Source organism: Novosphingobium sp. UBA6272, assembly GCF_002440635.1.
Lineage (GTDB): Bacteria > Pseudomonadota > Alphaproteobacteria > Sphingomonadales > Sphingomonadaceae > Novosphingobium.
This window is the reverse complement of the sequence record NZ_DJUW01000007.1, coordinates 22,028-47,803: the sequence shown is the minus strand read 5'-3', so window position 1 is coordinate 47,803 and position 25,776 is coordinate 22,028. Positions and strand designations below refer to the sequence as shown.

Sequence of the window (25,776 nt, the reverse complement as noted above, 5' to 3'; positions counted from 1 at the left end):
TGTTCCTCAACCACCTTTATGGTGGGATGGACGAACCCGAACTCAAGATCATCGACGTCTTCATCTGCAAGCTGCGCAAGAAACTGGCGCACGCCTGCGGTGGAGAAAACTACATCGAAACCGTCTGGGGCCGCGGCTATGTGCTGCGCGATCCGGGCGAAGAGGCTCAGGCCGCCTAAGAAATTACCCGCAATTTCGTCACACAGACGGCCCGCTTCCCGAAGGAGGCGGGCCGTTCTGCTTTGCCCGAGATCGCGGCTCAGTCGATCCGGTTGAAGTAGGTCGTTTCCAGTTTCGGAATGCCGGTGCTGGCCCAGATGATCGTTTCGGTCATCGTCTTGCCATCCTTCCCGACAGTGTAGACCCGGGTTGAAACCGGTGCGCCGCTTTTGCCCAGCGTCATCACCAGGGTATCGGGTGCCGGGTGACGCAGCGAAACCGTATCGAGAAATGGCATGTTCCCGGTGCCGGCGACGGGGACACCGTCAGGTGCCGCAGTCGAATCAGCATGCATGGTGGTGCCATCCTTGCCAACGATTTCGACATGGGTGGTCCACTTCCGGTCCGGCGAGACCCTGAAATCGATGGTCACGCGTTGCGGCCGTTCGTCTTCAGGGATGCGCATGACGTCCAGCGACCAGCGCCCCGCGAGCGGCGACTGCTGGGAGATGGAGACCTGCGAAGCTTCCGGCGAAGCGGCCTGCGGTGCGGTGACCGGCCCGGCCATAAGAAGGCCAAGGGCGGCGGCGATTGGCAAAGTAACAGCCATGACAAGTGTTCCTTTCGGTCTGATGCGCCCCGCACTTGGGGGCTGCATCGGACCGTGAGGCGCGCTGCCGTTCGCCGCCAGATCGATATTTTTGTCCCAATTTTTCTGGGCGTCGATCAGCCGGGCCAGTTCGCGGCTGCTGCCGACACCGGTCTTGCGCCGGGCATCGCGCAGCCGTTCGTTGATCGAGGCTTCGGAGCGGCCAAGGCTGGCAGCGATCGACTTGACCGTGTGCCCCGCAGCCAGCAGGCGCAACACTTCGAGTTCCTTTTCGCTAAGCGCAGTAAGCGAGCTGGGCAGGCGTTCCATGACCGACATGCTGCCTGATCACCACAGGCCCTGCCAAGCGTCCATCCCAATTTTCTTGTCCGGCACACCGCCAGGCATTCACTGGCGTGCGAACTTGACCCTTGCCGGGCCGACTGCCAGACGGCGCGGCCATGACTGCGTATAAATCCGGCGATCCGACCACGATCAACCGCCTCTACGGCCGCGCCAAGGGCAAGCCGCTCCGGGCCGGGCAGCAAAGCCTGGTCGATACGCTGTTGCCGCGAATTGCGATGCCCGATGAGGGGCCGATCACATCCGAAGCGCTGTTTGGCGATGTGCGTCCGCTCCATTTCGAGATCGGCTTCGGCGGGGGCGAGCATATGGCGGCGCGGGCCGACATGCTGCCCGACCACGGTTTTGTCGGTGCGGAGCCGTTCCTCAACGGGGTTGCCCAGGCGCTGACCCATGTCGACGGCGACAACGGCGCGCACCCGCCGTTGGGCAATGTCCGGATCCATCACGGCGATGCGCTTGAAGTGCTGCGGCGGATCCCGGACGGATCGCTATCGTTTCTCTATCTGCTCCACCCGGACCCCTGGCCCAAGGCTCGCCATGCCAAACGGCGGATGATGAACGATGGCCCGGTCGATCTGTTCGCGGCCAAGCTGAGGCCTGGCGGCGAATTCCGCTTTGGTACCGATCATGCGATCTATGTCCGCCATGCGTTGATGGTGATGCGCCGCCATACCGATCAGTTCGAATGGCTGATCGAGGGTCCGCAGGACTTCCAGAAGCGGCCCTGCGGCTGGCCTGAAACGCGTTACGAGCACAAGGCCCGCTCCGTTTACCGGCATGAAGTCTGGTACTTCAGGTTTCGCCGGAAATAGCCGCCACCACCGCCAGCACGCGGCGCGCCTGATCGAGGTGCAACAATTCCACCATCTTGCCATCGACCTTGATCGCCCCCTTGCCGGCGTTTTCGGGCAGGACAAAGGCGGCCTCGACGGCTTCGGCCCAGGCGATCTCGGCGGGGCTGGGAGAGAACACCGCGTTGCAGGGCTCGATCTGGTCGGGGTGAATCAGGGTCTTGCCGTCGAAGCCGAATTCCAGCCCCTGCTCGGCCTCGGCGCGGAACAGGTCGAGGTCGCGGAATTCGTTGCAGACCCCGTCGAGCACGACCAAGCCGTGCGCGCGCGCGGCGGCGACTGTCATGGTCAGCACCGGCAGGAACGGGGTCCGGGCCGGGGACAGCCGGGCGTGCATTTCCTTGGCGAGATCATTGGTGCCCAGCACGAATCCGCTGAGCCGCGTTTCGGCGGCGCAAGCGGCTAGGTCATGCAGCAAAGGCAGGCAGGCGCAGGTCTCGATCATGATCCACAGCTGGGTGTGGGCGGGAGCGGCTGCAAGGGCCGCATCGTAAGCGCGCACCTCGGCAACCGAACTGACTTTGGGCACCAGCACTGCATCGGGTCCGGCAGCGGCGATCGCCGAGAGGTCATCTTCGCCCCAGGACGTGCCAAGACCGTTGGCCCGGATGACCAGCTCGCGCCGCCCGAAGCCGTCCTCGGCGACGGCGACAACGGCCATGGCTCTGGCCTCGGCCTTGTGTTCGGGCGCAACCGAATCCTCGAGATCGAGGATCACCACGTCGGCCGGCAGGGTCCGCGCCTTGGCCAGGGCCTTGGGATTGGATGCGGGCAGATAAAGGGCCGAGCGGCGAGGGCGGATGGGCTGGATCATGCCGTGTCATCGCCCGGTCAGGATGATCGCGCAAGCTGCCTGCCGCAGGAAAATTTCGCTTCGGCGCTGCACTGAAAAACTTTCTCGCTGTCGCCGCAACGGAACTCTATCGAAATGGTCGACATAGCCTTGGAGCGACTCGCGATGGAATTCGATCTGGCCGCACTCTTGCCGTTCATAGCCGTCGGCTTTGCCGCCCAGGCGGTTGATGGCGCGCTCGGGATGGCTTTCGGGGTGATTTCCAACACCCTGCTGGTCGGTGTGCTGGGGGTGCCGCCGGCCCACGCCTCGCAGCGGGTCCACGTGGTCGAATGCTTCACCACGGCGACATCAGGGCTCAGCCACCTGCTCCACGGCAACGTCGACAAGGCGCTGTTTTTCAAACTGCTGGTGCCGGGCATGGTCGGCGGCGCAGCCGGGGCCTACGTCCTGACCTCGCTCGATGCCGAGGTGGTCAAGCCGTTCGTGCTGGTCTACCTTTCCGCAATCGGCCTGATGCTGCTGTGGCGCGGCCTGAAGTATCCGCCGCAGGCCAAGCCGGCCAAGGTCGTCGCCCCGCTCGGGCTGCTGGGCGGGTTCCTCGATGCCGCCGGTGGGGGCGGCTGGGGGCCAGTGGTCACGTCGAACCTGCTGATCCAGGGCGCTGATCCGCGCCGGGTGGTCGGCACGGTCAATGCGGTCGAATTCTTCCTGACCCTGACGATCAGCGCCACCTTCATCTATCACCTTGGCTTTGCCGACCTCGCCGGGGCCACCCTTGGCCTGCTCATCGGCGGACTCGCCGCAGCGCCGCTGGGGGCCTGGGCGGCGAAGCACATCCCGGCCAAGCCGATGCTGGTGATGGTCGGCGTGGTCCTGACCGCAACCAGCGCCTTCGGAGTGTGGAAGGCCTGGGGCTAGCCCTGTCCAAGCGCAACCGGCTCGCCTAGAAGGCGGCGGACATGGACAACCAGCTGCTGCTCATCTGCCTGCTGACCGCGGTGATCAACCTGATCGGCGCGCTTGCCTATGCCGCGCGGATCGCCGGGGTGCGGACCGGGCGGATCGCGATGAGTTTTGCCCTGTTCAACCTGCTGGTCCTGGTCAGCCGGATGTCTAATTCGTTCCTCGGGCCGTTCCTGGCCAAGCGGATCGAACTGCGGCTGGCCTCGGGCGGCGGCGATGCGCTGGCCGGAGATTTCCGGCTGGTGCTGGCCAGCGCCACTTTCGCCGTTTTCATCGGCATCCTGCTGGTCCCCACTGCTCAGCGGCTGTTTGCACAGGCGATCGGCTGGTTCCAGCACAACCGCTCGACCGCGCGGCTGGTGCTGCGCACCGCCTCGCCCGCGGGGCTCTCGGCAATCCGCCAGTCGCTGACCATGCCATCGGCCGAAAACCTCAAGCAGCTGGGCAAGCCGAAGGATATCGGTTGGGGTGTGCTGATCGCCAACATGCTGGCGCAGGGGCTGATCACGGTCGGCGTGCTGGCCTCGCTCTATGCCGGTTACCTTAATCCCGAATTCCGCGTCACCGCTTCGCAGCTTTCTGCGGTGATCAACGGCTTTGCCACGATCCTGCTGTTCGCGTTCATCGATCCGCAGATTTCGGTGATGACCGACGACGTGGTCGAAGGGCGGATGGACGCGAATGTGTTCCGCCGCGCGATCATCTGGATTTCGCTGAGCCGCCTGGCCGGCACAGTGGCCGCGCAGGTGTTCTTCATCCCCTCGGCGATGGCGGTCGCCTGGATTGCGAACTACGTTTGATCTGTTTCGGCGTGGCCGAAGAAAACAAACCCTAACCCACCACTCCTGAAGCCGCGAGCACCGCCAGGGTCAGCACGTCCGGTGCAATCGCGGTCATCGGCACGATCTGGACCGGCTTTTCCATCCCCAGCAGCATCGGGCCGATCGTGGCGTTGCCGGCCAGTTCGCGCAGCAGCTTGGCCGAGATGTTGGCCGATTGCAGCCCCGGGAAGACCAGCACGTTGGCCGGTTGCGACAGACGGCTGAACGGATAGTTCTTCATCACCGTCGGATTGAGCGCGGCATCGGGGGCAATATCGCCTTCGTACTCGAACGGCTGCTGCTCGGCATCGAGCAGCGCCACCGCGTCGCGAATCGGCTCCAGCCAGCGCCCCGGCGGATTGCCGAAGGTCGAATAGGACAGGAAGGCAACCCGCGGTTCATGACCCAGGCGCCGGGCTACCGCGGCGGTCTCCTTGGCGATCCGGGCGAGGTCTTCGGCGCCGGGGCGCTCGTTGACGGTCGTGTCGGCCAGGAAGGTGGTATAGTTCTTGCCGATCATCAGGTGGATCCCGAAGGGCAGCTGGCCGTCCTTGGGATCGAGCACCTGCCGGACTTCGCGCATCGTCTGGGCAAAGGTCCGGGTCATGCCGGTGACCATGGCATCGCCGATGCCGAGCTTGAGCAGCAGCGAGGCGAAGACGTTGCGATCCTGGTTGACCATCCGCCGCACGTCCCGTTCAAGGAAGCCGCGCCGCTGCAGCCGATCGTAGAGCAGCTCGACCATCGCCGGAACGTGCTCGCTGATCGCCGAATTCTCGATGTGGAAGGAGTCGGTATCGTCGATCCCGAGCTCGGCCAGCTTGGCCTTGACCTGATCGGTCCGCCCGACCAGCACCGGCTCGCCATAGCCGAAGTCGCGGTACTGGATCGCCGCGCGCAGCACGATCTCGTTCTCGGCCTCCGCGAAGATAACCCGCTTGGGATTGGCCTTGACCGTTTCATAGACCTGGGTGAGCACCGAGGTGGTCGGGTTGAGCCGGGCCTTCAGGCTGTGGCGATAGGCGTCGAAATCCTCAATCGGCTTGCCGGCGACGCCAGTCTCCATCGCCGCCTTGGCGACGGCCGAGGAAACTACCTCCATCAGCCGGGGGTCGAACGGGGCGGGGATGATATAGTCGGGCCCGAACTGGTGCTTTTTGCCATAGGCCGCAGCCACTTCCTCAGGCACGGTTTCGCGGGCCAGCTCGGCGATTGCGCGGGCGGCGGCGATCTTCATTTCCTCGTTGATCGCGGTTGCGCGCACGTCGAGTGCGCCGCGGAAGATGAAGGGGAAGCCCAGCACGTTGTTGACCTGGTTGGGATAGTCGCTGCGCCCGGTTGCGACGATCGCATCGGGCCGCACCGCCTTGGCATCGGGCGGGGTGATTTCGGGATCGGGATTGGCCATGGCGAAGATGATCGGCTTCGGCGCCATCTTCTTGACCCATTCGGGCTTGAGCGCCCCGGCTGCCGACAGGCCGAGGAAGATGTCCGCCCCTTCCAGCGCTTCTTCCAGGCTGCGCGCGGCAGTGTCGATCGCGTGCGCGCTCTTCCACTGGTCCATTCCGCCTTCGCGGCCGCGATAGATGACGCCCGTGCGGTCGCAGACGGTGACATTGTCATGCCGCACGCCCATCGACTTGATCAGCGCGGTGCAGGCCAGCGCCGAGGCCCCGGCACCGTTGACCACCACCTTGACGTCGGCAAATTTGCGCCCGGTCAGGAAGCAGGCATTGAGCAGCCCGGCGGCGGCGATGATCGCGGTGCCGTGCTGGTCATCGTGCATCACCGGGATCTTCATGCGCTCGCGCAGCGCCTGCTCGATCACGAAGCATTCGGGAGCCTTGATGTCTTCAAGGTTGATCCCGCCGAAGCTCGGCTCCATCAGCGCAATCGCCTCGATCAGCGCGTCGGGATCCTCGCTGGCCAGCTCGATATCGATCGAATCGACGTCGGCGAAGCGCTTGAACAGCACCGCCTTGCCTTCCATCACCGGCTTCGAGGCAAGTGCACCGAGGTTGCCCATGCCAAGGATCGCCGTACCGTTGGAGATCACCGCCACCAGATTGCCCTTGGCGGTATAGTCATAGGCCGTGGCCGGATCGTCGTAGATCGCCTGGACCGGAACCGCCACGCCGGGCGAATAGGCCAGGCTCAGATCGCGCTGGGTCGCCATCGGCTTGGAGGCGATGATCTCGATCTTACCCGGGCGGATCGTGCTGTGATAGAACAGCGCCTCGCGCTCGGTAAAACGGACGTTGCTTTCGTTGGTCTGGGTAATGTCTTCGGCCACGGGTAATCTCCGGAATGCCTGCCCGCCCTAACGAAAGGCGCGCCGCCGCGATAGGGGATAGATTGGATGCCAAGCCTCCCGAATCGCCGATACACGCGCTAGGCACTGCCAATGCACGCTCCGCCCCCGGCAACCCCGATGATGCAGCAGTATTTTGCGCTCAAGGCGGAAGCCGGCGATTGCCTGCTGTTCTACCGGATGGGCGATTTCTTTGAACTGTTCTTCGACGATGCCAAGGCCGCCGCGCAGATCCTCGATATCGCGCTGACCAGCCGCGGCGATGGGGTGCCGATGTGCGGGGTACCGGCCCATTCGGCCGAAGGCTACCTGGCCCGGCTGATCAAGGCCGGGTGCCGGGTGGCGATCGCCGAACAGGTCGAAACGCCCGAGGAAGCAAAGAAGCGCGGCGGTTCCAAAGCGCTGGTGGCGCGCGATATCGTCCGCTTCGTCACAGCTGGAACCCTGACCGAGGAGGCCCTGCTCGAACCGCGCCGCGCCAACGTACTGGCGGCGGTCTGCGAAGTGCGCGGCCTGATCGGGCTCGCCGCCTGCGACATTTCCACCGGGCGGATGGAGCTGGAGGAATGCCCGGCCGACCGGCTGGGTGCGGCACTGGCCCGGCTTGGCGCCAGCGAGGTGGTGGTGCCCGACGGCTGGGCCGACGCGCCGCCCGAGGCGATCCAGCGCCCGGGCCGTGATTTTGCCAGCGACGGTGGCGAAGCGCGGCTCAGGGCCGCGCACGGGGTGGCGACGCTCGACGGGTTTGGCAGTTTCAGCCGGACCATGCTGGCCGCAGCGGGGGGATTGATCGCTTATCTCGATCATGTCGGGCGGGGCCGGCTGCCCTTGCTGCTGCCGCCGGTCGCGCGCGAAGGGCAGGCTCATCTGGCGATGGACGAGGCGACGCGGGCCAGCCTGGAAATCCTCGTGTCCAGCCAGGGCGGGCGGCGCGGCAGCCTGATCGAGGCGGTCGACCGCTGCGTCACCGGGGCAGGGGCGCGGCAGCTGGCCGAAGACCTTTCTGCTCCGCTGACCGATGCGAATGCGATCGAGGCGCGGCTGGCGCTGGTCCAGTGGCTGCGCGACGATGCCTTGCTGCGAGCCGACTTGCGCACTGTGCTGCGCGCGCTGCCCGATCTGGGCCGGGCGCTGGGCCGGGTCGTGGCCGGGCGCGGCAGTCCGCGCGATCTTGGCCAGCTGCGTGACGGGCTGAGCGAGGCGCGGCGGATTCATGATCATCTGAACACCAGACCCGATCGCCCTGCATTGCTTGATGCGCTGTTGCCGCGGCTGACCGGACACGGCGCGCTGACCGATCTCTATGCCCGCGCGCTGGTTGCCGCCCCGCCGACCGAGCGCGGCCAGGGCGGCTACATTGCCGAGGGCTATGATCATGCGCTCGATGCGCTGCGCGAGACTTCGGGCAATGCCCGCCGCGCGATCGCGGCGCTGGAGGCAAAGTACCGCGATCAGACCGGGATCGCCGCCCTGAAGATCCGCCACAACGGTGTGCTCGGTTATTTCGTGGAGGTTCCGGCCAAGCACGCCGATGCGCTGATGGCAGCGGATAGCGGCTTTACCCACCGCCAGACCATGGCCGGGGCGGTGCGCTTCAACGCGCTGGCGCTGCACGAGGAAGCGAGCCGGATCGCCGAAGCGGGCGGCCATGCCCTGGCGGCGGAGGAAGCCCATTTCGAGGAACTGACCGCCGAAGCGGTCAAGGCCCGCCAGGCGATCGCCGCCACGGCCGAGGCGCTGGCCCGGCTCGATGTTTCCTGCGGCCAGGCCGAGCGCGCCGCCGAAGGGGGTTGGTCGCGGCCTGCGATCGACCAGGACGCCTGCCTTGAGATCGAAGGCGGGCGGCATCCGGTGGTCGAGACGGCGCTGGCGGCGCGGGGCGAGCGGTTTGTCGCCAACGATTGCCGGCTCGGCCCGGATGATCGGCTTTGGCTGGTCGGCGGGCCCAACATGGGCGGCAAGAGTACCTTCCTGCGCCAGAACGCGCTGATCGTGCTACTGGCGCAGGCTGGCGGCTTCGTCCCGGCTATGCGGGCCCGGATCGGGCTTACCGACCGCCTGTTCAGCCGGGTCGGGGCTTCGGACAACCTGGCCCGGGGCCGCTCGACCTTCATGGTCGAGATGGTCGAAACCGCCGCGATTCTGGCGCAGGCAAGCGAGCGGAGCTTCGTGATCCTCGACGAGGTCGGGCGCGGAACCTCGACCTATGACGGGCTGGCATTGGCCTGGGCGGTGGTCGAAGCAGTGCACGGGGTCAACAAGTGCCGCTGCCTGTTCGCGACCCACTATCACGAGCTGTCGCGGCTCGCCGAAAGCTGCGAGGCGCTGTCGCTGCATCACGTGCGCGCCCGCGAATGGCAGGGCGATCTGGTACTGCTGCATGAACTTGCCGAAGGTCCCGCCGACCGCTCCTATGGCTTGGCTGTCGCCAAACTGGCGGGCGTGCCGGCTCCGGTCGTGGCCCGCGCTTCGGCGGTGCTCGAACGGCTTGAGAAGGGCCGGGCCGAAACCGGCGGCCTCGCCGCGGGCCTCGGCGATCTGCCGCTGTTCGCCGCTGCGATCGAGCACAAGCAGGAAGTGGTCGATACCCTGCGTGAACGGCTCGGCGCGCTCGATGTCGATGCACTCAGTCCACGCGAGGCGCTTGATTTGCTATACGAGCTGAAGCGCGAGGCGGGTAAGCTTCCTTAACCTCGATCGGCTATGAACGGTCCCATGTTCTTTTTCGGCTTCGGCCCCAAGATGCGCCATGTCTTCATCAACCGCTGGAAGGCGGTGATGTGGTCGCTGGGCGTTTTGCTGACTGCCTATTGCACCGTGCCGATGGCCGATCAGGCCCGCCAGCACGAAGAGACCAAGGTCGCCAAAGTCCACGAAATGCACAAGTCGCCGTGGGCGAGGGACTGAAATGCTTCAAACCTAGCTGACCGCATTAGATCGGTTGGTTTCGCAGTCTCAAGCTCTGGCATTGCGGATTCGATTCGGCCGCCTTTACCCAGATCGTGCCGGGATTTTATCGTCCGCGTGCAACCTAGTTGGTCGAACGCTTGGGCACCGTGAAAGTCCCGGAAATCCGGCCGCCCTTGGGTGCCGGCCCGCCGCTTCCGCCCAGCGCCGGCGATCCGCCGCCAATCCGGCCATCGAGGGTCGACAGCCCCGAATTGAGGTCGATCGTCAGCCGCCCGCCCGAAAGCCGGTCCGAACCGCGGTTGAGCGTGACATTGCCGGCGAGGATGATCAGCCGCTTGTCAAAATCGTAGATCGCGACATCGCCCGACGCGGCCTGGTTGCCGCGCTTGATATTCACCCCGCCAACCGCATCGACGCGGTGGATCTTGAAACCGCCGCCCTCGGTCGAAAAGGCCATGGTGGTGCGGCCGGCCTGCAGGGTCATGTCGCCCTGACTGATCACCACGTTGCCGGCCAGGATCGCGCGGTTGGCCTTGCCCTGCAGCTCGCCATGGTCGGCCGAGAAGTTGACCGGGGCATCGCTGTTGTGCCCGGCGAAGACCTGGGCGTTCGACGGAGCCAGCGCGAGAATCGCCGCCGTGCCCAGCGCGAAGCCGCACAGCAGCGAGCGCAGCGCGGTAGCCTTGATCGAGGGGTGGGCGGGCTTGCTCATTGCGGCATCCTGAAACTGGTCTGCACGAACCGCATCCGGACGTTGCCGTCCAGCATCAACACACGGTTGTCTAGATCGGCACTTATCCGCTCCGCGCTGAAAGTGCCAGACGGAATGGCGCCGCTGACCCCGCCCGAACCCATCACCGAACGGCTTCTGAGATCGATCGAAACGTTTTGCGTGGTCAGTCGGTAGCCATCGGCTGCGGTGAACACCACCGGGCCTTCGACAGCGACGGTCTGCGCCGAATAATCGTACTTGCCGCGCACCGCGGTCAGTTCGGCCGGGCCATCGCTGAGCCGGATCCGCGCGGCGAGGTTTTCCATCTGCACCACCGGCACCGTAGAGGTAACCTGAACCGCGCTGCCGGCGGTCACGGTAAAGGGCCGCCCGCGCTTGTCCTCGCCGCGGTACATTGCATTGTTGACGCGTAGCCGCTCCTGAGTGACCGCCACCTTGTTGCGATCGAGCAGGAATGAGAGCTCGCCTTCGGTGAACAGCGGGCCGACGATCATCGCCGCCGCGACCACCCCGACCAGCCCCGGTAGCCAGCGCGCCAGCACGTGGACCTTGCAGTCGTGCGAGCCGCCCGGTGCAGCCCAGAGCCGGCGCTTGTCGCGGATGATGTCGGCAGCTTCGGTCATAAGTGCTGAGGATCAGGCCTCGTGGCTGAACAGGTCCTTGTCGGCCCAGCCGGCAAGGTCGAGCCGGGCCCGGTGCGGCAGGAAATCGAACGCGGCCTGGGCCAGCTCGCTGCGATGCTCGCGCGCCAGCCGTTCGACCAGGATTGCGTGCATGGCGTGGAGATAGCGTACGTCGGAAGCGGCATATTCGCGCTGCGCCTCGCTCAGTTCCGCGCCGCCCCAGTCGCTCGATTGCTGCTGCTTGGACAGTTCCTTGCCCAACAGTTCGCGAACCAGGTCCTTGAGCCCGTGGCGATCGGTATAGGTGCGGGTCAGCTTGCTGGCGATCTTGGTGCAGAACACCGGCGCGGCAACCACGCCCATGTAGTGCTCGATCGCGGCCAGATCGAAGCGCGCGAAGTGATAGAGCTTCACCCGCGAGGGATCGGCCAGCACGGCCTTCAGGTTGGGCGCCTCATAGCTGGAGCCAGGCGCGAAACGGACCAGATGTTCGTCGCCGCCGCCGTCCGAAATCTGGACCAGGCACAACCGGTCGCGCGGGGTGATCAGCCCCATCGTTTCGGTATCGATCGCGACCGGTCCCGGGCCGAGCACATCGGCGGGGAGATCTTCTTCGTGGAGATAGACTGCCATAGACGAAGGTGCTTAGGCTTATCCGTGCGGGGTGAAAAGCCCTGCATTGGCGGAGTTTCGCAAGTGGCCGGTTCCGACGCAGTTCCCGATAGCTGGCGCCAAGCGCTGGAACCGGTGCTGGCCAGCCCCAAGTCGCGCGCGCTCGGTGCGTTCCTCAAGGCCGAAGAGGCAGCGGGCAAGGCGATCTATCCGCCGCGCGGCAGCCACCTCGCCGCGCTGGAACTGTGCCCGCTCGATGCGGTCAAGGTCGTGATCCTGGGTCAGGATCCCTACCACGGACCGGGCCAGGCCCACGGCTTGTCGTTCTCGGTTCAGGACGGGGTCCGGGTCCCGCCCAGCCTGGTCAACATCTACAAGGAGCTGGAGAGCGACCTCGGCCTGCCGCGCCCCGCGCATGGAAACCTTTCGCATTGGGCCCGGCAAGGCGTGCTGCTGCTCAATGCCGCGCTGACGGTGGAGGATGGCAAGCCCGCATCGCATCAGGGCAAGGGCTGGGAAGAGATCACCGATGCAATTGTCGCCGCCGTAGCCGCCAAGGCTGACCCTTGCGTATTCCTGCTGTGGGGCAGCCACGCCCGCAAGAAGGGGCTGAGCGTGCCGGGCCTGATGCAGAGCCAGCACCTGGTCCTCACCGCTCCGCACCCCAGCCCGCTTTCGGCCCATTCGGGCTTCCTCGGTTGCCGTCATTTCAGCCAGGCCAATGCCTTTCTCGAGGCCAAAGGGCGCGGGGCAGTAGACTGGCGGCTGTGAACGCGGCAAGGTGGCGGCATGGCATTCGAACTTCCCCTGACCGAGACCGCGACCCTGCTGCAGCAGTCACTCCAGCGTTATCTGGCCGACCATCCCAAGCCCGACTTTGCCGGGCTGGCCGAGCTGGGCCTGATGGCGGTCGGCGTGCCCGAAGAAGCTGGCGGAGTCGGCGGCGGGGCGATCGAACGCGCCGCAATCATGGCCGAGCTTGGCCCGGCGCTGGCCGGATCGGACTGGCTCGCCCACCATCTTGGCGCCAGCCTGCTTGCCCGGCTCGCGCCCGATCACGGCCTGCTTGCCGCATTGGCGAGCGGCGAAGCGCGGATTGCGCTGGCCCTGGACGATAGCGGCGAAGTGCCGCTGGTGCCCGGCGCGGCAGAGGCCGACTGGTTGATCCTTGCCGGTCCGGCCCAGACCCTGCTGGTCAAGGCCGACGCTTCCGGCCTGTCGCGCCGCCGCCGCGCGATGATGGACGGCTCGGTCGCGGCTGACCTGTCGATCGGTTCCGGGCTTGAGGCGGACAGCGTGCTGGCCGAAGACGTCGATGCAAGCGCTGCGGCCGAGTGGGCCCGCGATGTCCGCCAGACAGCGCTTTGCGCCGAGGCTGCAGGGCTGATGGGGCGGATGCTCGCCGATACCGCGGCCTATCTCCAGCAGCGCAAGCAGTTCGGCGTCGCGATCGCCAGCTTCCAGGTCCTGCGCCACCGCCTGGCCGACATGCAGATGGCCGCGCTCAAGGCCGAGGCATTGACCGAACGCGCGGTTTTGGCCGAAGGCACCCCCGGCTGGGGCCACGCGGTCAGCGCGGCGGCGGTCGAAACGATCGATACGGTCCGCACGGTCGGCGAAGGTGCGGTCCAGCTCCACGGCGGCATGGGCGTGACCGAGGAACTCAGCCTGGGCGGCCAGTTCAAGCGCGGGCTGGCGATTGCGGCAGCGCTGGGTTCAAAGAGTCAGCACCTGATCCGTCACGCCGAACTGGCCTAGTTCAACACCGCCCGGGCGATCAGGTCGCGCTGAATCTCGTTCGACCCGGCATAGATCGTCGCCGCTCGCCCGTTGAGATAGCGCGGCAGCGCGGTGGCAAGCAGGTCCGGGCTTTGTCCGTCGGCAATCGCCCAGCCGGCCAGGCCCGCGATCTCGCAAGCCATTACGTCGATCCGCTGTGCCGCTTCGGTCCCCTGGACCTTCAGCACCGAGGCATAGAGCGCCGACTTGGCATTGTCTCCGGCAGTCTGCGCGGCGATCGACTTCATCTCGAGCGCTTCGAGGGCTTCGAGCGTCACCGCCTCGCGCCGCAGCCGTTCCTGCAGCACCGGATCGTCGCCGGCTTCGCCCTGCAGCTTGCTCAGATGCGCGAACAGCCCCGGGGCATAGCGCCCGCCGCGCTCGAAAGTCAGCAGGTACTTGGCAACCGACCAGCCGTCATTCTCCTCGCCCAGCCGGTTCGCCACTGGCACGCGGACATTGTCGAAGAACACCTGGTTGAGCTCGTGCTCGCCAGCCAGCGAGATGATCGGATCGACCTTCAGCCCGGGGGCCGCCATGTCGATCAGGACAAAGCTGATCCCGGCTTGAGGTTTGCCTTCGCTGCTGGTGCGGACCAGCGCAAACATCCAGTTGGCGAAGTGCGCGTGGGTGGTCCAGATTTTCGAGCCGTTGAGCACGTAGTGATCGCCGTCCCGCTCGGCCTTGAGCTTGAGGCTGGCCAGGTCGGATCCCGATCCGGGCTCGGAAAAGCCCTGACACCAGTAATGCTCGCCCGACAGGATACGGGGCAGGAAGAAATCCTTCTGCTCCTGCGTGCCGTAATGCATCAGCACCGGGGCGACCATCTTCAGTCCCTGCGGCAGCAGGCTCGGCGCTCCGGCCCGGGCGCATTCGGCGGCGAAGATGTACTTCTGCATCGGCGACCAGCCGGTCCCGCCGTACTCGACCGGCCAGTCGATCGCCCCCCAGCCGCGCGCGGTCAGGATCTTCTGCCAAGGGATCGAGTGATCGGGATGGGCAAAGACCGAAGTCGCCCGCTTGCCCGCACGCGCCAGCTCGGGCGGCAGGCTCTCGGCCAGGAAGCTGCGCACCTCGGCGCGGAAGGCGGCAAGATTATCGGGTTCGGTCATGGCACGATGGTGCCTTGGCGCGGCGCGGATGGCAAGCGGCGGTGCGGTGCAATCGGGCGCGCGGTCAACTTGCGCACCAATCACAGCGAACTGCACGCAGGGACGCGGTCAGCGGGCCAATCCGGGATCGACAAAGCCGCACCCGCGTACAAAACCCCCACTGATTTCAAACGATAATCCCGAGTTTGTTGATGAAACGTATCCACAGGGCAGGATGTCACAAAGGGATAGGCATGCTTGGGGACGGATTCACGAAGGATCGGTGAAAACATGCGGAAAGCCTGCCGGTTGCCGTAAGGGAACGCGTCGGCCAAGGCCGGGCGGGCCGCAAGGATGGCAGGGTTGGGGCGTGTCGGAAAGCTGGCCGAGTACTGCCTTGAAAATCATAGCCGACTATTGCATCTGATGACTTGAAGAACCGCAATGGCCGGGCCTCCCACCAAAAAGGGTACCTATGTCGATAGTTCGCCGCTGTTTGGCATTACTGCTTGCCTCGATCGGGTTCATGGCCCTCCCCGCCCGGGCCGAGACTGCGGATGTGCTGGTTGATGCAGACCAGTTCGCTTGCCTGGCCGAGCGGATCCGGATGGTCCCAGCCGACCCGCAGGGCGTCTATGTCAGTATCCGTACCTGCCGAACGACAGGTCCCAAGATCATGCGCCACCTGGTTCCGCCTCCGCGCCGCCTCGATGCGAACGGCGTGGAAAGCCTGTTGTTCCTGCGGGCCTGGGAAACACGTTGCATCCGCGCGAACCGCAATCAGCTGGCGCGGATCACTGCTCCGGCCGGTTCGGGCCGGCTGCGCCTGAATCTCAAGGCATGCGGACAATAGCATGACGCATGAAGCCACCGGGCTGGGCCTCTCCGGCCGCTGGGTTGAACTGACGCAGATCGCGTCGAACGTGGCGGTGATACTCAGCGCACTGATCGTTCTGCCGCTCTATCTGTTCCAGCGCGAAGACACGATCCGCCTGGAACGGCAGCAGATCGCGGCCGAGCTGTTCATGCGCAAGTACGATGACAAGCTGTTCGAATCCTATGTCCGCGTGGCCGAAGCCTTTGATGCCAGCAACGAGGCCTTCGAGATTTTCTACGGCAACCAGGAAGTCGGCAAGCGCCAGCTGGCCCAGTCTATCGTCAGCAAGGCCGGACTTCAGAACATCAAGCTGGTTACCGACTATTTCGATGACATCCTGGTCTGTGTCGAAGAGCAGGTATGCGACGCGGACATGGCGCAAAGCCTGATCGGGCAGGACATTCGCAACTTCTATTGCAAGGCCCGGTTTGCAGGCATTCCCGAACTGCGCCAGGAATATGCCTATCCGGACTATGGCATCCGGCTTGAAAAGTTCGCCGGAGATTGTGCCAAAGCGGACGGCACGAAGTCCTAGTCGTCCAGCTTCCAGCCCAAGTTGTCGGCCAGTGCCTTGCGCAGCCGGGGCACGTTGTTCAGGCAGGTCTGCTCGGCCTTGGGGCTCACCAGTTCATCCTGCGCCTTGTCGGCAATACTGGCGAACTCGGCATTGTTCCGATTGACGGCCACAGGATCCCGGTTCGCGAGCAAGATCGACGCAGCCCCGAACTGGCGCAAGGGATCCTTGAGGTCCCGCACTGCAACAGCCACGGTTCGAACACCCTGGCGGCAATCGCCGTCGATTAGCTGGATACCGGCAATCGTCAGGAGATCGGTCGGGTCGGGTCGCCCGAAACTGTTGGTTTGTGCCATGCCAACCACTGACTTTGCCTTCCGCAGGCCGGGATTCAACCTTGATCCTGGGGCCATGGCGAGGAAATCGGACCAGGCCTGGGCGATCGTCAGCTTTTGCCGGTCCTTGATCGAGAGGTTGCCTGGCTTGCCGATCAGCGGTGCCGCGAGACCAAACCTGGCTGCCCAAGATGCCGCAACCGCCGGCTTCAGGGTGCCGTCGAGAGTACCGTTGATGGCTTCAAAACCGGGAGCAAGGACGTATGACGTAGTCATCCCGGCCCTTGTCAAAGTGCCCGTTTCGGTCCGGATGGGCATTTTGAGCAAGGCCTTGATCGCAAGTGCCTGCGCTGCCGGATCGCGCGGCCAGTTTTCCGTCCATTTCGCCAGAGCGGCCATTTCGCCGATCAAGGCGGATACTTCGGCCGGTAGTTCCAGATTGCAGGGTGCGCTGGTCTTGGGTGAGCTCAGCGTCACATTGTTCATCAGCACCGGCAGTACTGACAAGGCAAAGCTTGGATCCTGGCCGCTGCGCCAGCGGTTGATCGCGGTCAGATTGGGGCTGATGGCCTGGCGGATCGCTGCCGAACGCGCGGCCCGGCAATAGGCGGCATCGTGAGCGGCTGGTGCTTGCTCCTCATCGGCCAGCAGATAGTCAAACTCGCGCCTGCCGTTGAACAGCAACGAATCCGATGCCGGCCAGGCCCGCCCCGATGCAAAGATCGAAATGGCCTGAAAGTCCGCCGCCAGTTCATTGTCGGTCCGGGCCAGCCGGGCGAAGGGCGATCCGCCGCGCTCGATGATGACGTGGGAATATTCATGGGCAAGCGCGAAGACAAATGATGAGAGGACCATTTGCTCGATCAGCGGGGTCAGATTCTCGAATTCGCGCTTGTCGGTCATCTGGTCTTGCGAACCATCAAGAAGCCCGTTGATGAATCCCAGCATGCATGCCCGGCGGTCGCTGCCCAACGAGACAGGGCAGGATTTTCTCGCCATGCTTGCCACGTTGGCCCTCTGCTCGGCATCTTGCGGATTGAGGAGCAGGGCCCACAGGGCCAGGCCGCAACTGGTGCGCAGGTATGTAGCCGAGACGACAATTTCATAGGACTTGCCGCTCTGGGCAAGGGCAAGCACATCAAATTCATCTTCGTCGACAGCAATTCGGACATCAGCCAGGCTGCGCTGATAGCGCTCCGAGAACAGGCTGCGCACCTCACGGCCAAGCTCTGTCGCGCTGGCCTGAGTCAGCGGTTCGGCAAAACGATCACAAACGGCGGCTTGGGCAGGCAGCGCCGCAAGTGTCGCAACAAGGACAAGTGCCAGCCTGAGGATCGATGCGATTCGCAGCATGATTCAAAGAATTACCCTGATCGCACGCCTTGGCAACAGGCGCGCATTGCGGGTCAGAGGAGTTGCGCCAACAACCCCTCCGCCATCCTGACCCCGAATTCCGCCCCCTGCTGCGGATAGAGGTACGGCTCGATCAGTTCCGCCTCGATCACCGCCAGTTCGCCACCTTCCAACCGGACCATGTCGATCCGCGCGTAGAGCGGGGGTTCGGCAAATGGCAGCAGGGCCATCACCGCTTCGGCTGCCGCGCGGTCTGCGGGCGCTGGTTCCAGCGCTACCTCGCGCCCGCCATAGAGCGACTGGATCCGGTAATCGCCGGGGGCGGCGCGCTTGACCAGTGCGTGGCTGAGCCGGCCAGCGATGAAGATGAAGCTCAGCTCGCCTTCCTGCTGGATTGCCGGGAGGAACGGCTGGATCATCGCCGGCTGATCGATCCGCCAATCGGCAGCAGGGGGCGCGGCGCGGGTGAAGCTGTCCTGTCCGATCGCTCCTGCGCCAACCCGGCGCTTCACCACGACCCGGTCGCAGCCGAAATAGTCGAAGGCTGCCGCGATCTCGTCCGGCCCGGCGCATTCGGGCCACAGCGTTGGGATCGAGGGTGCGCCGCGCGCTTCCAGTTCGCGCAGGTAAAGCTTGTCGGCGTTCCAGCGGATCACCTGGGCCGGATTGGCCACCACCACGCTTGCCGCCTCGAGCGCTTCGAGCCGGACGAGGAATTCGTCCTTGGCCTCGGTATAGTCCCACGGTGTGCCGAGGTAGGCGAGATCGAAAGCGGCCAGCTGCTCCAGCGGGGCGCGCCAATCGATTGCGGTCAGTTCGGCGCGCGCGCCCAGTCCAGCCTGGATCGCATCGAACAGCAGGTCATGCTCGAAGGCGTCAGGTCGGCGGCTGGGCGAGCCGGGCAGAGTATCGGGGCAGGCGAGGAAGGCGATGCAAGCAATCATGGCGGGGCCGTAGCTTTCCTAAGGGGCTTGGGCAAACTGGTTCACGCAAAGGGCGGTGACCACCTGGAAACCATCTGGCGTAGATGGGGAGAGCGCCTATCTTGGTGCCGTTGCCCGGCCCATTTCCGAAACGGCCGGATGTGGAGATACCCGATGATCGAACTGCGTCCCTTTGCCTCGCTCGGCGCCGCCAACCATGGCTGGCTCGATGCCCATCACCATTTCTCGTTCGCCGGCTATCACGATCCGGCGCGGGTCCACTGGGGCGCGCTGCGGGTCTGGAATGACGATGCCATTGCCCCCAAGAGCGGGTTTCCGCCGCATGCGCACGACAATATGGAGATCATCACCTATGTCCGCCAGGGCGCGATCAGCCACAAGGACAGCCTCGGCAACGAAGGCAAAACCGAAGCCGGCGACGTTCAGGTTATGAGCGCCGGAACCGGGATCCGCCACGCCGAATATAATCTGGAAGACGAGGAGTGCCGCCTGTTCCAGATCTGGATCGTGCCCGATCGCGGCGGCCACGCGCCAAGCTGGGGGACCCGGCCGTTCCCGAAAGAGGGCCGCGACGGCAAGTTCGTCACGCTCGCCTCGGGCCTGCCGGAAGATGGTGATGCGCTGAAGATCAACACCAGCGGGCGGGTCGCCGCCGCTTATGTCAAGGCGGGCGAGACGGTGCGGTACGAGACTGCGCCCGAGCGGCATCTCTATCTGGTCCCGGCCAGCGGGCGGGTGCGGATCGGCGCGGTTGAAGCGGCGGCGCGTGACGGGATCGCGATCATTGGCGAGGATGCGATCGAAGTGACCGCGCTGGAGGACGCCGAACTGGTGCTGGTCGACGCGGCTTGATTTGCCGGCCGGGCGAGATGCCGCCTAGCGTGGCAGCTCGCTCACCCCCATCAGCATTTCGTCGACTGCGCGGGCGGCCTGGCGACCTTCGCGGATTGCCCAGACGACCAGGCTCTGGCCCCGGCGCATGTCGCCGCAGGCAAAGATCTGCGGGTCGCTGGCGCGGTAGTCGGTGACATTGGCGGCGACGTTGCCGCGCGCGTCGAGCTCGACACCGGACTGGGCCAGCAGCCCGATCTTGCGCGGACCCGTGAAGCCCATCGCCAGCAGGATCAGGTCGGCGCGCAGCGTGAATTCGCTGCCCGGCACTTCCTGCATCCGTCCTTCGACCCACTCGACCCGGACGCATTCGAGTCCGGTGACCTGACCGTCGGTCCCGGCGACGCGCTTGGTCAGGATCGCCCAGTCGCGCTCGACGCCTTCCTCGTGGCTGGTCGAGGTGCGCAGCTTGAGCGGCCAGTCTGGCCAGGTCAGCAGCTTGTTTTCCTTCTCGGGCGGCTGGGGCATGATTTCGATCTGGGTGACCGATGCGGCGCCCTGGCGGTTCGAGGTTCCGACGCAGTCGCTGCCGGTATCGCCGCCGCCGATCACCACGACGTGCTTGCCGGTCGCGGTCAGCGAGCCGCGCGGCGCGGCCCGCAATTCATCGTCACCGGCATTGCGCTTGTTCTGCTGGGTCAGGAATTCCATCGCCAGCCGCACGCCGGGCAGTTCGGCGCCGGGGATTTCGAGCCGGCGCGGCTCTTCGGCTCCGCCCGACAGGACGATCGCGTCGAAGTTTTCCTTCAGGCTTTCGATCGAGACGTGGACCCCGACTTCGGTCGAGGTGCGGAATTCGACGCCCTCGCTCTCCATCTGCACCGCGCGGCGGTTGATCAGGTGCTTTTCGAGCTTGAAGTCAGGGATGCCATAACGCAGCAGGCCGCCGATCCGGTCGTTCTTCTCAAACACCGTGACCGAATGCCCGGCCCGGGCGAGTTGCTGGGCTGCGGCCATGCCGGCCGGTCCCGAGCCGACCACCGCGATCGCCTTGCCGGTGCGGCGCGCGGGCACTTCGGGGCTGATCCAGCCTTCCTGCCAACCCTTGTCGACGATCGCGCATTCGATCGACTTGATCGTCACCGGCTGGTCGACAATGTTGAGCGTGCAGCTCGCCTCGCACGGCGCGGGGCAGATCCGACCGGTGAATTCGGGGAAGTTGTTGGTCGAATGCAGCACTTCCAGTGCATTCTGCCAGTCTCCTTCATAGACCAGATGGTTCCAGTCCGGGATGATGTTGTTCACCGGACAGCCGTTATGGCAGTACGGAATTCCGCAATTCATGCAGCGGCTGGCCTGCGCCTTCAGCGCCGGCTCAGGATGCGGAATCACGAATTCCTTGTAGTGGTGCAGCCGCTCCTTGGGATCGGCATAGGTGCGATCCTGGCGGTCTAGCTCGAGAAAGCCGGTTTCCTTGCCCATGTCGTTTACTCTGCTGCGACCGAAGCGGCAGCCAGCCGCTCGGCCTCGATTTGCTTCAGCGCCTTCGCATAGTCGCGCGGCATCACCTTGACGAACTGGCTGACCGTGGTCTGCCAGTCGTCGAGCAGGGCGCGGGCGCGCCGGCTGCCGGTGTGGAGGTGGTGGCGTTCGAGCAGCACCCGCAGCCGTTCGGCATCGTGGCGCAGATGATCGCCCATGCCGTTGTCATAGACGCTCTGGGTGCGTTGCTGCGGCCGGCCGGCGCCATCATCCTCGTCGCGCTCGGCGCCGATCGGCAGCAAATCGACCTGGGCCGGGTTGCACAGCCGGGCGAAGGTCCCGTCCGGATCATGGACATAGGCGATCCCGCCAGACATGCCGGCGGCAAAGTTGCGGCCGGTCTTGCCGATCACGCAGACCACCCCGCCGGTCATGTATTCGCAGCCGTGATCGCCGCAGCCTTCGACCACCGCGACCGCGCCCGAATTGCGGACCGCGAAGCGTTCGCCCGCGACCCCGTTGAAGAACGCTTCGCCGGCGATCGCGCCATAGAGCACGGTGTTGCCGACGATGATGTTGGCGCTGGCATCGCGGTCGACATGGGCCGGCTGACGGACGATCACGCGCCCGCCGGACAGACCCTTGCCGACATAGTCGTTGCCGTCGCCGGTCAGGTCGAGCGTCACTCCGTGCGCCAGCCACGCGCCAAAGCTCTGCCCGGCCACCCCGGTCAGCTTCACCTTGATGGTGTTGTCGGGCAGTCCGGCGTGGCCATAGCGCCGCGCCACTTCGCCAGATAGCATCGCCCCGACGGTGCGGTTGACGTTGATCACCTTGCGTTCGATCACCACCGCAGACTTGCTGTCGAGCGCATCTGCTGCGGCGGCGATCAGCTCGTTATCGAGCGCCTTGTCGAGCCCGTGATCCTGGGTGCCGCTCCAGCCCAGCGAGGGGCTGTCGCCCAGCGGAACCTGATGGAGGATGCGGCTGAGATCGACACCGCCGGCCTTCCAGTGGTCGATCGCCTGCTTCATATTGAGCCGGTCGACCCGCCCGACCATTTCGGCAACGGTGCGAAAGCCCATCTCGGCCATGATCGCGCGCAGTTCCTCGGCAACGAAGAAGAAGTAGTTGATCACATGCTCGGCCTGGCCGGTGAAGCGTGCACGCAGCACCGGATCCTGGGTTGCCACGCCGACCGGGCAGGTATTGAGGTGGCACTTGCGCATCATGATGCAGCCGGCCGCGATCAGCGGCGCGGTGGCAAAGCCGAACTCGTCGGCGCCGAGCAGTGCTGCCACAGCGACATCGCGCCCGGTCCGCAGACCGCCGTCGGCCTGAACGCAGATGCGGCTGCGCAGGTTGTTGAGGATCAGCGTCTGCTGGGTTTCGGCGAGGCCGATCTCCCACGGGCTGCCGGCATGGGTCAGGCTGGTCAGCGGCGATGCGCCGGTCCCGCCTTCATAGCCCGAGATCGTGACGTGATCGGCCCGCGCCTTGGAGACGCCTGCCGCAACCGTGCCGACCCCGACTTCGGAGACCAGCTTGACCGAGATCCGCGCCTTGGTGTTGACGTTCTTGAGGTCGTGGATCAGCTGGGCCAGATCCTCGATCGAATAGATGTCGTGGTGCGGCGGCGGGCTGATCAGCCCGACCCCGGGGGTCGAGTGGCGGGTTGCGCCGATCGTCTTGTCAACCTTGTGGCCGGGCAGCTGGCCGCCTTCGCCGGGCTTGGCGCCCTGGGCCATCTTGATCTGCACGTCGTCGGCATTGACCAGGTATTCGGTGGTCACCCCGAACCGGCCGCTGGCGACCTGCTTGATCGCGCTGCGAAGATTGCGGCCATCGGGCATCGGCTTGAACCGCGCTGGATCCTCGCCGCCTTCACCGGTGTTGGACTTGCCGCCGATTCGATTCATCGCCTCGGCCAGCGTGGTGTGGGCTTCCCAGCTGATCGAGCCATAGCTCATCGCACCCGTCGCGAAGCGCTTGACGATTTCGCTGGCCGGTTCGACTTCGCTGATATCGAGCGGCTTTTCCGCCTTCTTCAGTTCCATCAGCCCGCGGATGGTCAGCATCCGGCTCGACTGGTCGTTGATCGACTGGGCGAACGCGCGGTACTTGTCCGGCACGTTGCCGCGCACGGCGTGCTGCAGGCTGGCGATGTTCTCCGCGGTCCAGGCATGTTCCTCGCCGCGCAGCCGAAGACCATACATCCCGCCGACATCGAGCATGTGGCGGTAGATCGGATTGTCGCCATAGGCGGTCTGGTGGCGGCGAACGGTTTCCTCGGCCACCTGAGCCAGGCCGATCCCTTCGATCGTGGTCGCGGTGCCGGTGAAATACTTTTCGATGATCGCGCCCGAAAGGCCAACCGCGTCGAAGATCTGCGCTCCGCAATAGGACTGGTAGGTGCTGATGCCCATCTTGGACATCACCTTGAGGATGCCCTTGCCGACGGCCTTGATGTAGTTCTTCTGGACAGCCTTGGCGTCGAGCGGCAGGCCCTTCTTGACCCGGATTTCCTCCAGCGTTTCAAAGGCGACATAAGGATTGATCGCTTCCGCGCCATAGCCTGCCAGCACGCAGAAGTGGTGGACTTCGCGTGCTTCGCCGGTTTCGACCACCAGACCGGTCTGCATCCGCAGGCCCTGGCGCACCAGATGATGGTGGACCGCCGCGGTCGCGAGCAGGGCCGGCATCGGGATCCGGTCGGGACCTTGCGCGCGGTCGGACAGGATCAGAATGTTCTTGTCCTGCAGCACCGCCTCGGTTGCCGCCCAGCACATTTCCTTGATCGCCATTTCCAGGCCCTCGGCGCCGCTCGCCGCATCCCAGGTGGTGTCGATCGTTTCGGTCCTGAACGCGCCGTCGAGCGCGGCTTCGACCGAACGGATCTTGGCCACATCGTCATTGGTCAGGATCGGCTGGTCGACCTCAAGCCGCTTGTGCGTTCCGGCTTCCATCCCGAGCAGATTTGGGCGCGGGCCGATCATGCTGACCAGGCTCATCACCAGTTCTTCGCGGATCGGATCGATCGGCGGGTTGGTGACCTGGGCGAAATTCTGCTTGAAATAGTCGTAAAGCAGGCGGCTCTTGTTGGAGAGGACCGCAATCGGGGTGTCGGTGCCCATCGAACCCAATGGATCGTCGCCATCGCGGCCCATCGGCTCAAGGAAGCGCGAAATGTCTTCCTGCGTGTAACCGAAGGCTTGCTGGCGATCGAGCAGGGAAGTGGTCTCTACCGGTAGCTGGGCCAGCTCGGGTTCGACCACGTCGAGATCCTTGAGCTTATACTGCGCGGCCTCAAGCCAGTCCTCATAGGGCTGCTCGGCAGCGAGCTGGGTTTTCAGCTCTTCGTCTTCGATGATCCGGCCCTGCTCGAAGTCGATCAGCAGCATCCGGCCCGGCTGTAGCCGCCACTTGCGGACGATATTGTCTTCCTTGATTGGCAGCACGCCGCTTTCGGAGGCCATCACCACCAGGTCGTCATCGGTGACCAGGAAGCGGGCCGGGCGCAGGCCATTGCGATCAAGCGTCGCGCCGATCTGGCGGCCATCGGTGAAGGCGACGGCGGCGGGGCCGTCCCACGGTTCCATCAGCGCGGCGTGGTATTCATAGAATGCGCGGCGTTCGGGCGACATCAGCGGGTTGCCGGCCCAGGCTTCGGGGATCAGCATCATAACCGCGTGGGCAAGGCTGTAGCCGCCCGCGAGCAGCAGCTCGAGCGCATTGTCGAGGCAGGCGGTGTCCGACTGGCCGTGCGGGATCAGCGGCCACATCTTGTCGAGATCGGCGCCGAGCAGCTCCGATTCCATCGTGCGGCGGCGGGCGTTCATCCAATTGACGTTGCCGCGCACCGTGTTGATCTCGCCATTGTGGGCGATGAAGCGATAGGGGTGCGTCAGCTTCCAGCTCGGGAAAGTGTTGGTGCTGAAGCGCTGGTGGACCAGGCCCAGCGCCGAGACGCAGTCCGGATCGCGCAGGTCGTCATAAAAACTGCCGACCTGGGTCGCCAGCAGCAAGCCCTTGTAGACCACGGTGCGGCTGGAAAAGCTTGGCATATATAGCTCGGTCAGGCCGGGCAGGCCGTGCTTTTCGGCCAATGCCGCCAGCGGATTCTGCGTCTGCTTGCGGATCGCCAGCAGCTTGCGCTCGAACGCATCCTGATCGGCGCAGTTTTCGCCGCGTTCGATGAAGCATTGGCGGATCACCGGCATTTCGGCCTTGACCGTCTTGCCCAGGCCTTCGACCGATACCGGCACGTCGCGCCAGCCGATCAGGCGCTGGCCTTCCTTGGCGATGAATTTTTCAAAGATTCCAACGATGAAATCGCGGCTCGCATCGTCCTGCGGCAGGAAGCACATGGCCACGCCATAGTCGCCCGGCTGTGGCAGCTTGAGCCCTTCGCCTTCGGCCCACTTGCGATAAAGCCGATCGGGCAGCTGGATCAGGATACCCGCGCCATCACCCAGCAGCGGATCGGCGCCCACAGCGCCGCGGTGATCGAGGTTTTTCAGAATCTCAAGCGCCTGGCTAATGATCGCATGGCTTTTCGCGCCCTTGATGTGGGCGACGAAGCCCACGCCGCAAGCGTCGTGTTCATTGCGCGGATCATAGAGGCCTTGAGGCGCCGGAAAACCCATCGAAAACCTTCCTGTACCAGCCGGAATGAACGCGATTCGTGCACGCAGCATCAACAAACCGCAGAATTCCAGCAATTAAGCGCAAGATTCCCCGCCGCGTAAGGCAGCAAAAATTGCGCAGACCTTCCCCATGGCGACAGGAAGCTGCTTTTGCAACTGCGAAAAGGGCCGGTTCGCTGGTGCGACCGGC

The 25,776-nt window shown here is 65.0% G+C and carries 22 protein-coding genes; 11 read left to right on the top strand and 11 right to left on the bottom strand.

The genetic code is table 11. From position 1 onward, the window contains the following. Nucleotides 1-179: winged helix-turn-helix domain-containing protein (locus B2V17_RS05095; RefSeq protein ID WP_292995877.1), on the top strand; the 179-nt coding region annotated here is incomplete at its 5' end. 80 nt (nt 180-259) lie between these two features. On the opposite strand, the gene B2V17_RS05090 is transcribed toward B2V17_RS05095, so the two are convergent. Then, complete coding sequence (locus tag B2V17_RS05090) at nt 260-1,078, bottom strand: helix-turn-helix domain-containing protein (protein WP_292995873.1); 819 nt, start codon at nt 1,076-1,078, stop codon at nt 260-262. Between the two features lie 131 nt (nt 1,079-1,209). On the opposite strand from B2V17_RS05090, the gene trmB reads away from it, so the two are divergent. Continuing rightward, nucleotides 1,210-1,926 carry a tRNA (guanine(46)-N(7))-methyltransferase TrmB gene (trmB, locus tag B2V17_RS05085; RefSeq protein WP_292995871.1) on the top strand — a complete coding sequence of 239 codons (717 nt, stop codon included), beginning with the start codon at nt 1,210-1,212 and terminating at the stop codon, nt 1,924-1,926. On the opposite strand, the gene B2V17_RS05080 is transcribed toward trmB, so the two are convergent. Further along, nucleotides 1,907-2,779, bottom strand: coding sequence for an HpcH/HpaI aldolase/citrate lyase family protein (locus B2V17_RS05080; protein ID WP_292995869.1), 873 nt, complete (start codon nt 2,777-2,779; stop codon nt 1,907-1,909). The genes trmB and B2V17_RS05080 overlap by 20 nt on opposite strands. A 144-nt stretch (nt 2,780-2,923) precedes the next feature. Here B2V17_RS05080 and B2V17_RS05075 point away from each other — a divergent pair, with 144 nt between their 5' ends. Continuing rightward, nucleotides 2,924-3,679, top strand: a complete 756-nt coding sequence (locus tag B2V17_RS05075) for a sulfite exporter TauE/SafE family protein (RefSeq protein WP_292995867.1) — start codon at nt 2,924-2,926, stop codon at nt 3,677-3,679. A 41-nt stretch (nt 3,680-3,720) separates the two neighbouring features. Further along, complete coding sequence (locus B2V17_RS05070; RefSeq protein ID WP_292995865.1) at nt 3,721-4,524, top strand: lipid II flippase Amj family protein; 804 nt, start codon at nt 3,721-3,723, stop codon at nt 4,522-4,524. Between the two features lie 31 nt (nt 4,525-4,555). Here B2V17_RS05070 and B2V17_RS05065 read toward each other — a convergent pair whose 3' ends face one another. After that, complete coding sequence (locus B2V17_RS05065) at nt 4,556-6,838, bottom strand: NADP-dependent malic enzyme (RefSeq protein WP_292995863.1); 2,283 nt, start codon at nt 6,836-6,838, stop codon at nt 4,556-4,558. A 138-nt stretch (nt 6,839-6,976) separates the two neighbouring features. Between B2V17_RS05065 and mutS the strand changes: the two genes are divergently transcribed. Beyond that, nucleotides 6,977-9,547, top strand: a complete 2,571-nt coding sequence (mutS, locus tag B2V17_RS05060; protein WP_292995875.1) for a DNA mismatch repair protein MutS — start codon at nt 6,977-6,979, stop codon at nt 9,545-9,547. 24 nt (nt 9,548-9,571) lie between these two features. Next, a complete protein-coding gene (locus tag B2V17_RS05055) occupies nt 9,572-9,763 on the top strand; it encodes a hypothetical protein (protein ID WP_292995861.1) in 192 nt (63 codons plus the stop codon). A gap of 124 nt (nt 9,764-9,887) precedes the next feature. On the opposite strand, the gene B2V17_RS05050 is transcribed toward B2V17_RS05055, so the two are convergent. From B2V17_RS05050 to B2V17_RS05040, 3 genes are read right to left on the bottom strand one after another with little or no spacing between them, the layout of a single operon-like run. Further along, nucleotides 9,888-10,478: an LptA/OstA family protein gene (locus B2V17_RS05050; RefSeq protein ID WP_292995859.1), complete on the bottom strand. Its 591-nt coding sequence runs from the start codon at nt 10,476-10,478 to the stop codon at nt 9,888-9,890. Further along, nucleotides 10,475-11,122, bottom strand: coding sequence for an LPS export ABC transporter periplasmic protein LptC (lptC, locus tag B2V17_RS05045; RefSeq protein ID WP_292995857.1), 648 nt, complete (start codon nt 11,120-11,122; stop codon nt 10,475-10,477). Before lptC ends, B2V17_RS05050 begins: the two co-directional genes overlap by 4 nt. Nucleotides 11,123-11,134: 12 nt before the next feature. Next, nucleotides 11,135-11,755: a ribonuclease D gene (locus B2V17_RS05040; protein ID WP_292995855.1), complete on the bottom strand. Its 621-nt coding sequence runs from the start codon at nt 11,753-11,755 to the stop codon at nt 11,135-11,137. 63 nt (nt 11,756-11,818) lie between these two features. Between B2V17_RS05040 and ung the strand changes: the two genes are divergently transcribed. Further along, nucleotides 11,819-12,505, top strand: coding sequence for a uracil-DNA glycosylase (gene ung, locus B2V17_RS05035; protein ID WP_292995853.1), 687 nt, complete (start codon nt 11,819-11,821; stop codon nt 12,503-12,505). A gap of 18 nt (nt 12,506-12,523) precedes the next feature. Beyond that, nucleotides 12,524-13,492, top strand: coding sequence for an acyl-CoA dehydrogenase family protein (locus tag B2V17_RS05030; RefSeq protein ID WP_292995851.1), 969 nt, complete (start codon nt 12,524-12,526; stop codon nt 13,490-13,492). Here B2V17_RS05030 and B2V17_RS05025 read toward each other — a convergent pair. Beyond that, nucleotides 13,489-14,625, bottom strand: coding sequence for an acyl-CoA dehydrogenase family protein (locus B2V17_RS05025; protein ID WP_292995849.1), 1,137 nt, complete (start codon nt 14,623-14,625; stop codon nt 13,489-13,491). The two genes, B2V17_RS05030 and B2V17_RS05025, sit on opposite strands and share 4 nt — an antisense overlap. 505 nt (nt 14,626-15,130) lie before the next feature. On the opposite strand from B2V17_RS05025, the gene B2V17_RS05020 reads away from it, so the two are divergent. Next, on the top strand, nt 15,131-15,457 hold the full coding sequence (locus tag B2V17_RS05020; protein WP_292995847.1) for a hypothetical protein: 327 nt from the start codon (nt 15,131-15,133) through the stop codon (nt 15,455-15,457). Between the two features lies 1 nt (nt 15,458). After that, nucleotides 15,459-16,016, top strand: a complete 558-nt coding sequence (locus B2V17_RS05015; RefSeq protein WP_292995845.1) for a DUF4760 domain-containing protein — start codon at nt 15,459-15,461, stop codon at nt 16,014-16,016. Here the strand turns inward: B2V17_RS05015 and B2V17_RS05010 are convergent. Together B2V17_RS05010 and B2V17_RS05005 are read right to left on the bottom strand one after the other, a co-directional pair. After that, the gene (locus B2V17_RS05010) at nt 16,013-17,683 is read right to left on the bottom strand and encodes a hypothetical protein (protein ID WP_292995843.1); all 1,671 of its coding nucleotides are present in this window, start codon (nt 17,681-17,683) and stop codon (nt 16,013-16,015) included. The two genes, B2V17_RS05015 and B2V17_RS05010, sit on opposite strands and share 4 nt — an antisense overlap. A gap of 53 nt (nt 17,684-17,736) precedes the next feature. Continuing rightward, nucleotides 17,737-18,627 (bottom strand): ATP-grasp domain-containing protein, encoded by an 891-nt coding sequence (locus B2V17_RS05005; protein ID WP_292995841.1) that lies wholly within the window; start codon nt 18,625-18,627, stop codon nt 17,737-17,739. A gap of 153 nt (nt 18,628-18,780) precedes the next feature. Here B2V17_RS05005 and B2V17_RS05000 point away from each other — a divergent pair, with 153 nt between their 5' ends. Further along, entirely contained in the window at nt 18,781-19,479 is a 699-nt protein-coding gene (locus B2V17_RS05000; protein ID WP_292995840.1) for a pirin family protein, read from the top strand. 24 nt (nt 19,480-19,503) lie between these two features. Here the strand turns inward: B2V17_RS05000 and B2V17_RS04995 are convergent, their stop codons facing one another. Next, on the bottom strand, nt 19,504-20,940 hold the full coding sequence (locus tag B2V17_RS04995) for a glutamate synthase subunit beta (protein ID WP_292995838.1): 1,437 nt from the start codon (nt 20,938-20,940) through the stop codon (nt 19,504-19,506). A gap of 5 nt (nt 20,941-20,945) precedes the next feature. After that, on the bottom strand, nt 20,946-25,586 hold the full coding sequence (gltB, locus tag B2V17_RS04990) for a glutamate synthase large subunit (protein ID WP_292995836.1): 4,641 nt from the start codon (nt 25,584-25,586) through the stop codon (nt 20,946-20,948). Between the last annotated feature and the right edge of the window lie 190 nt (nt 25,587-25,776).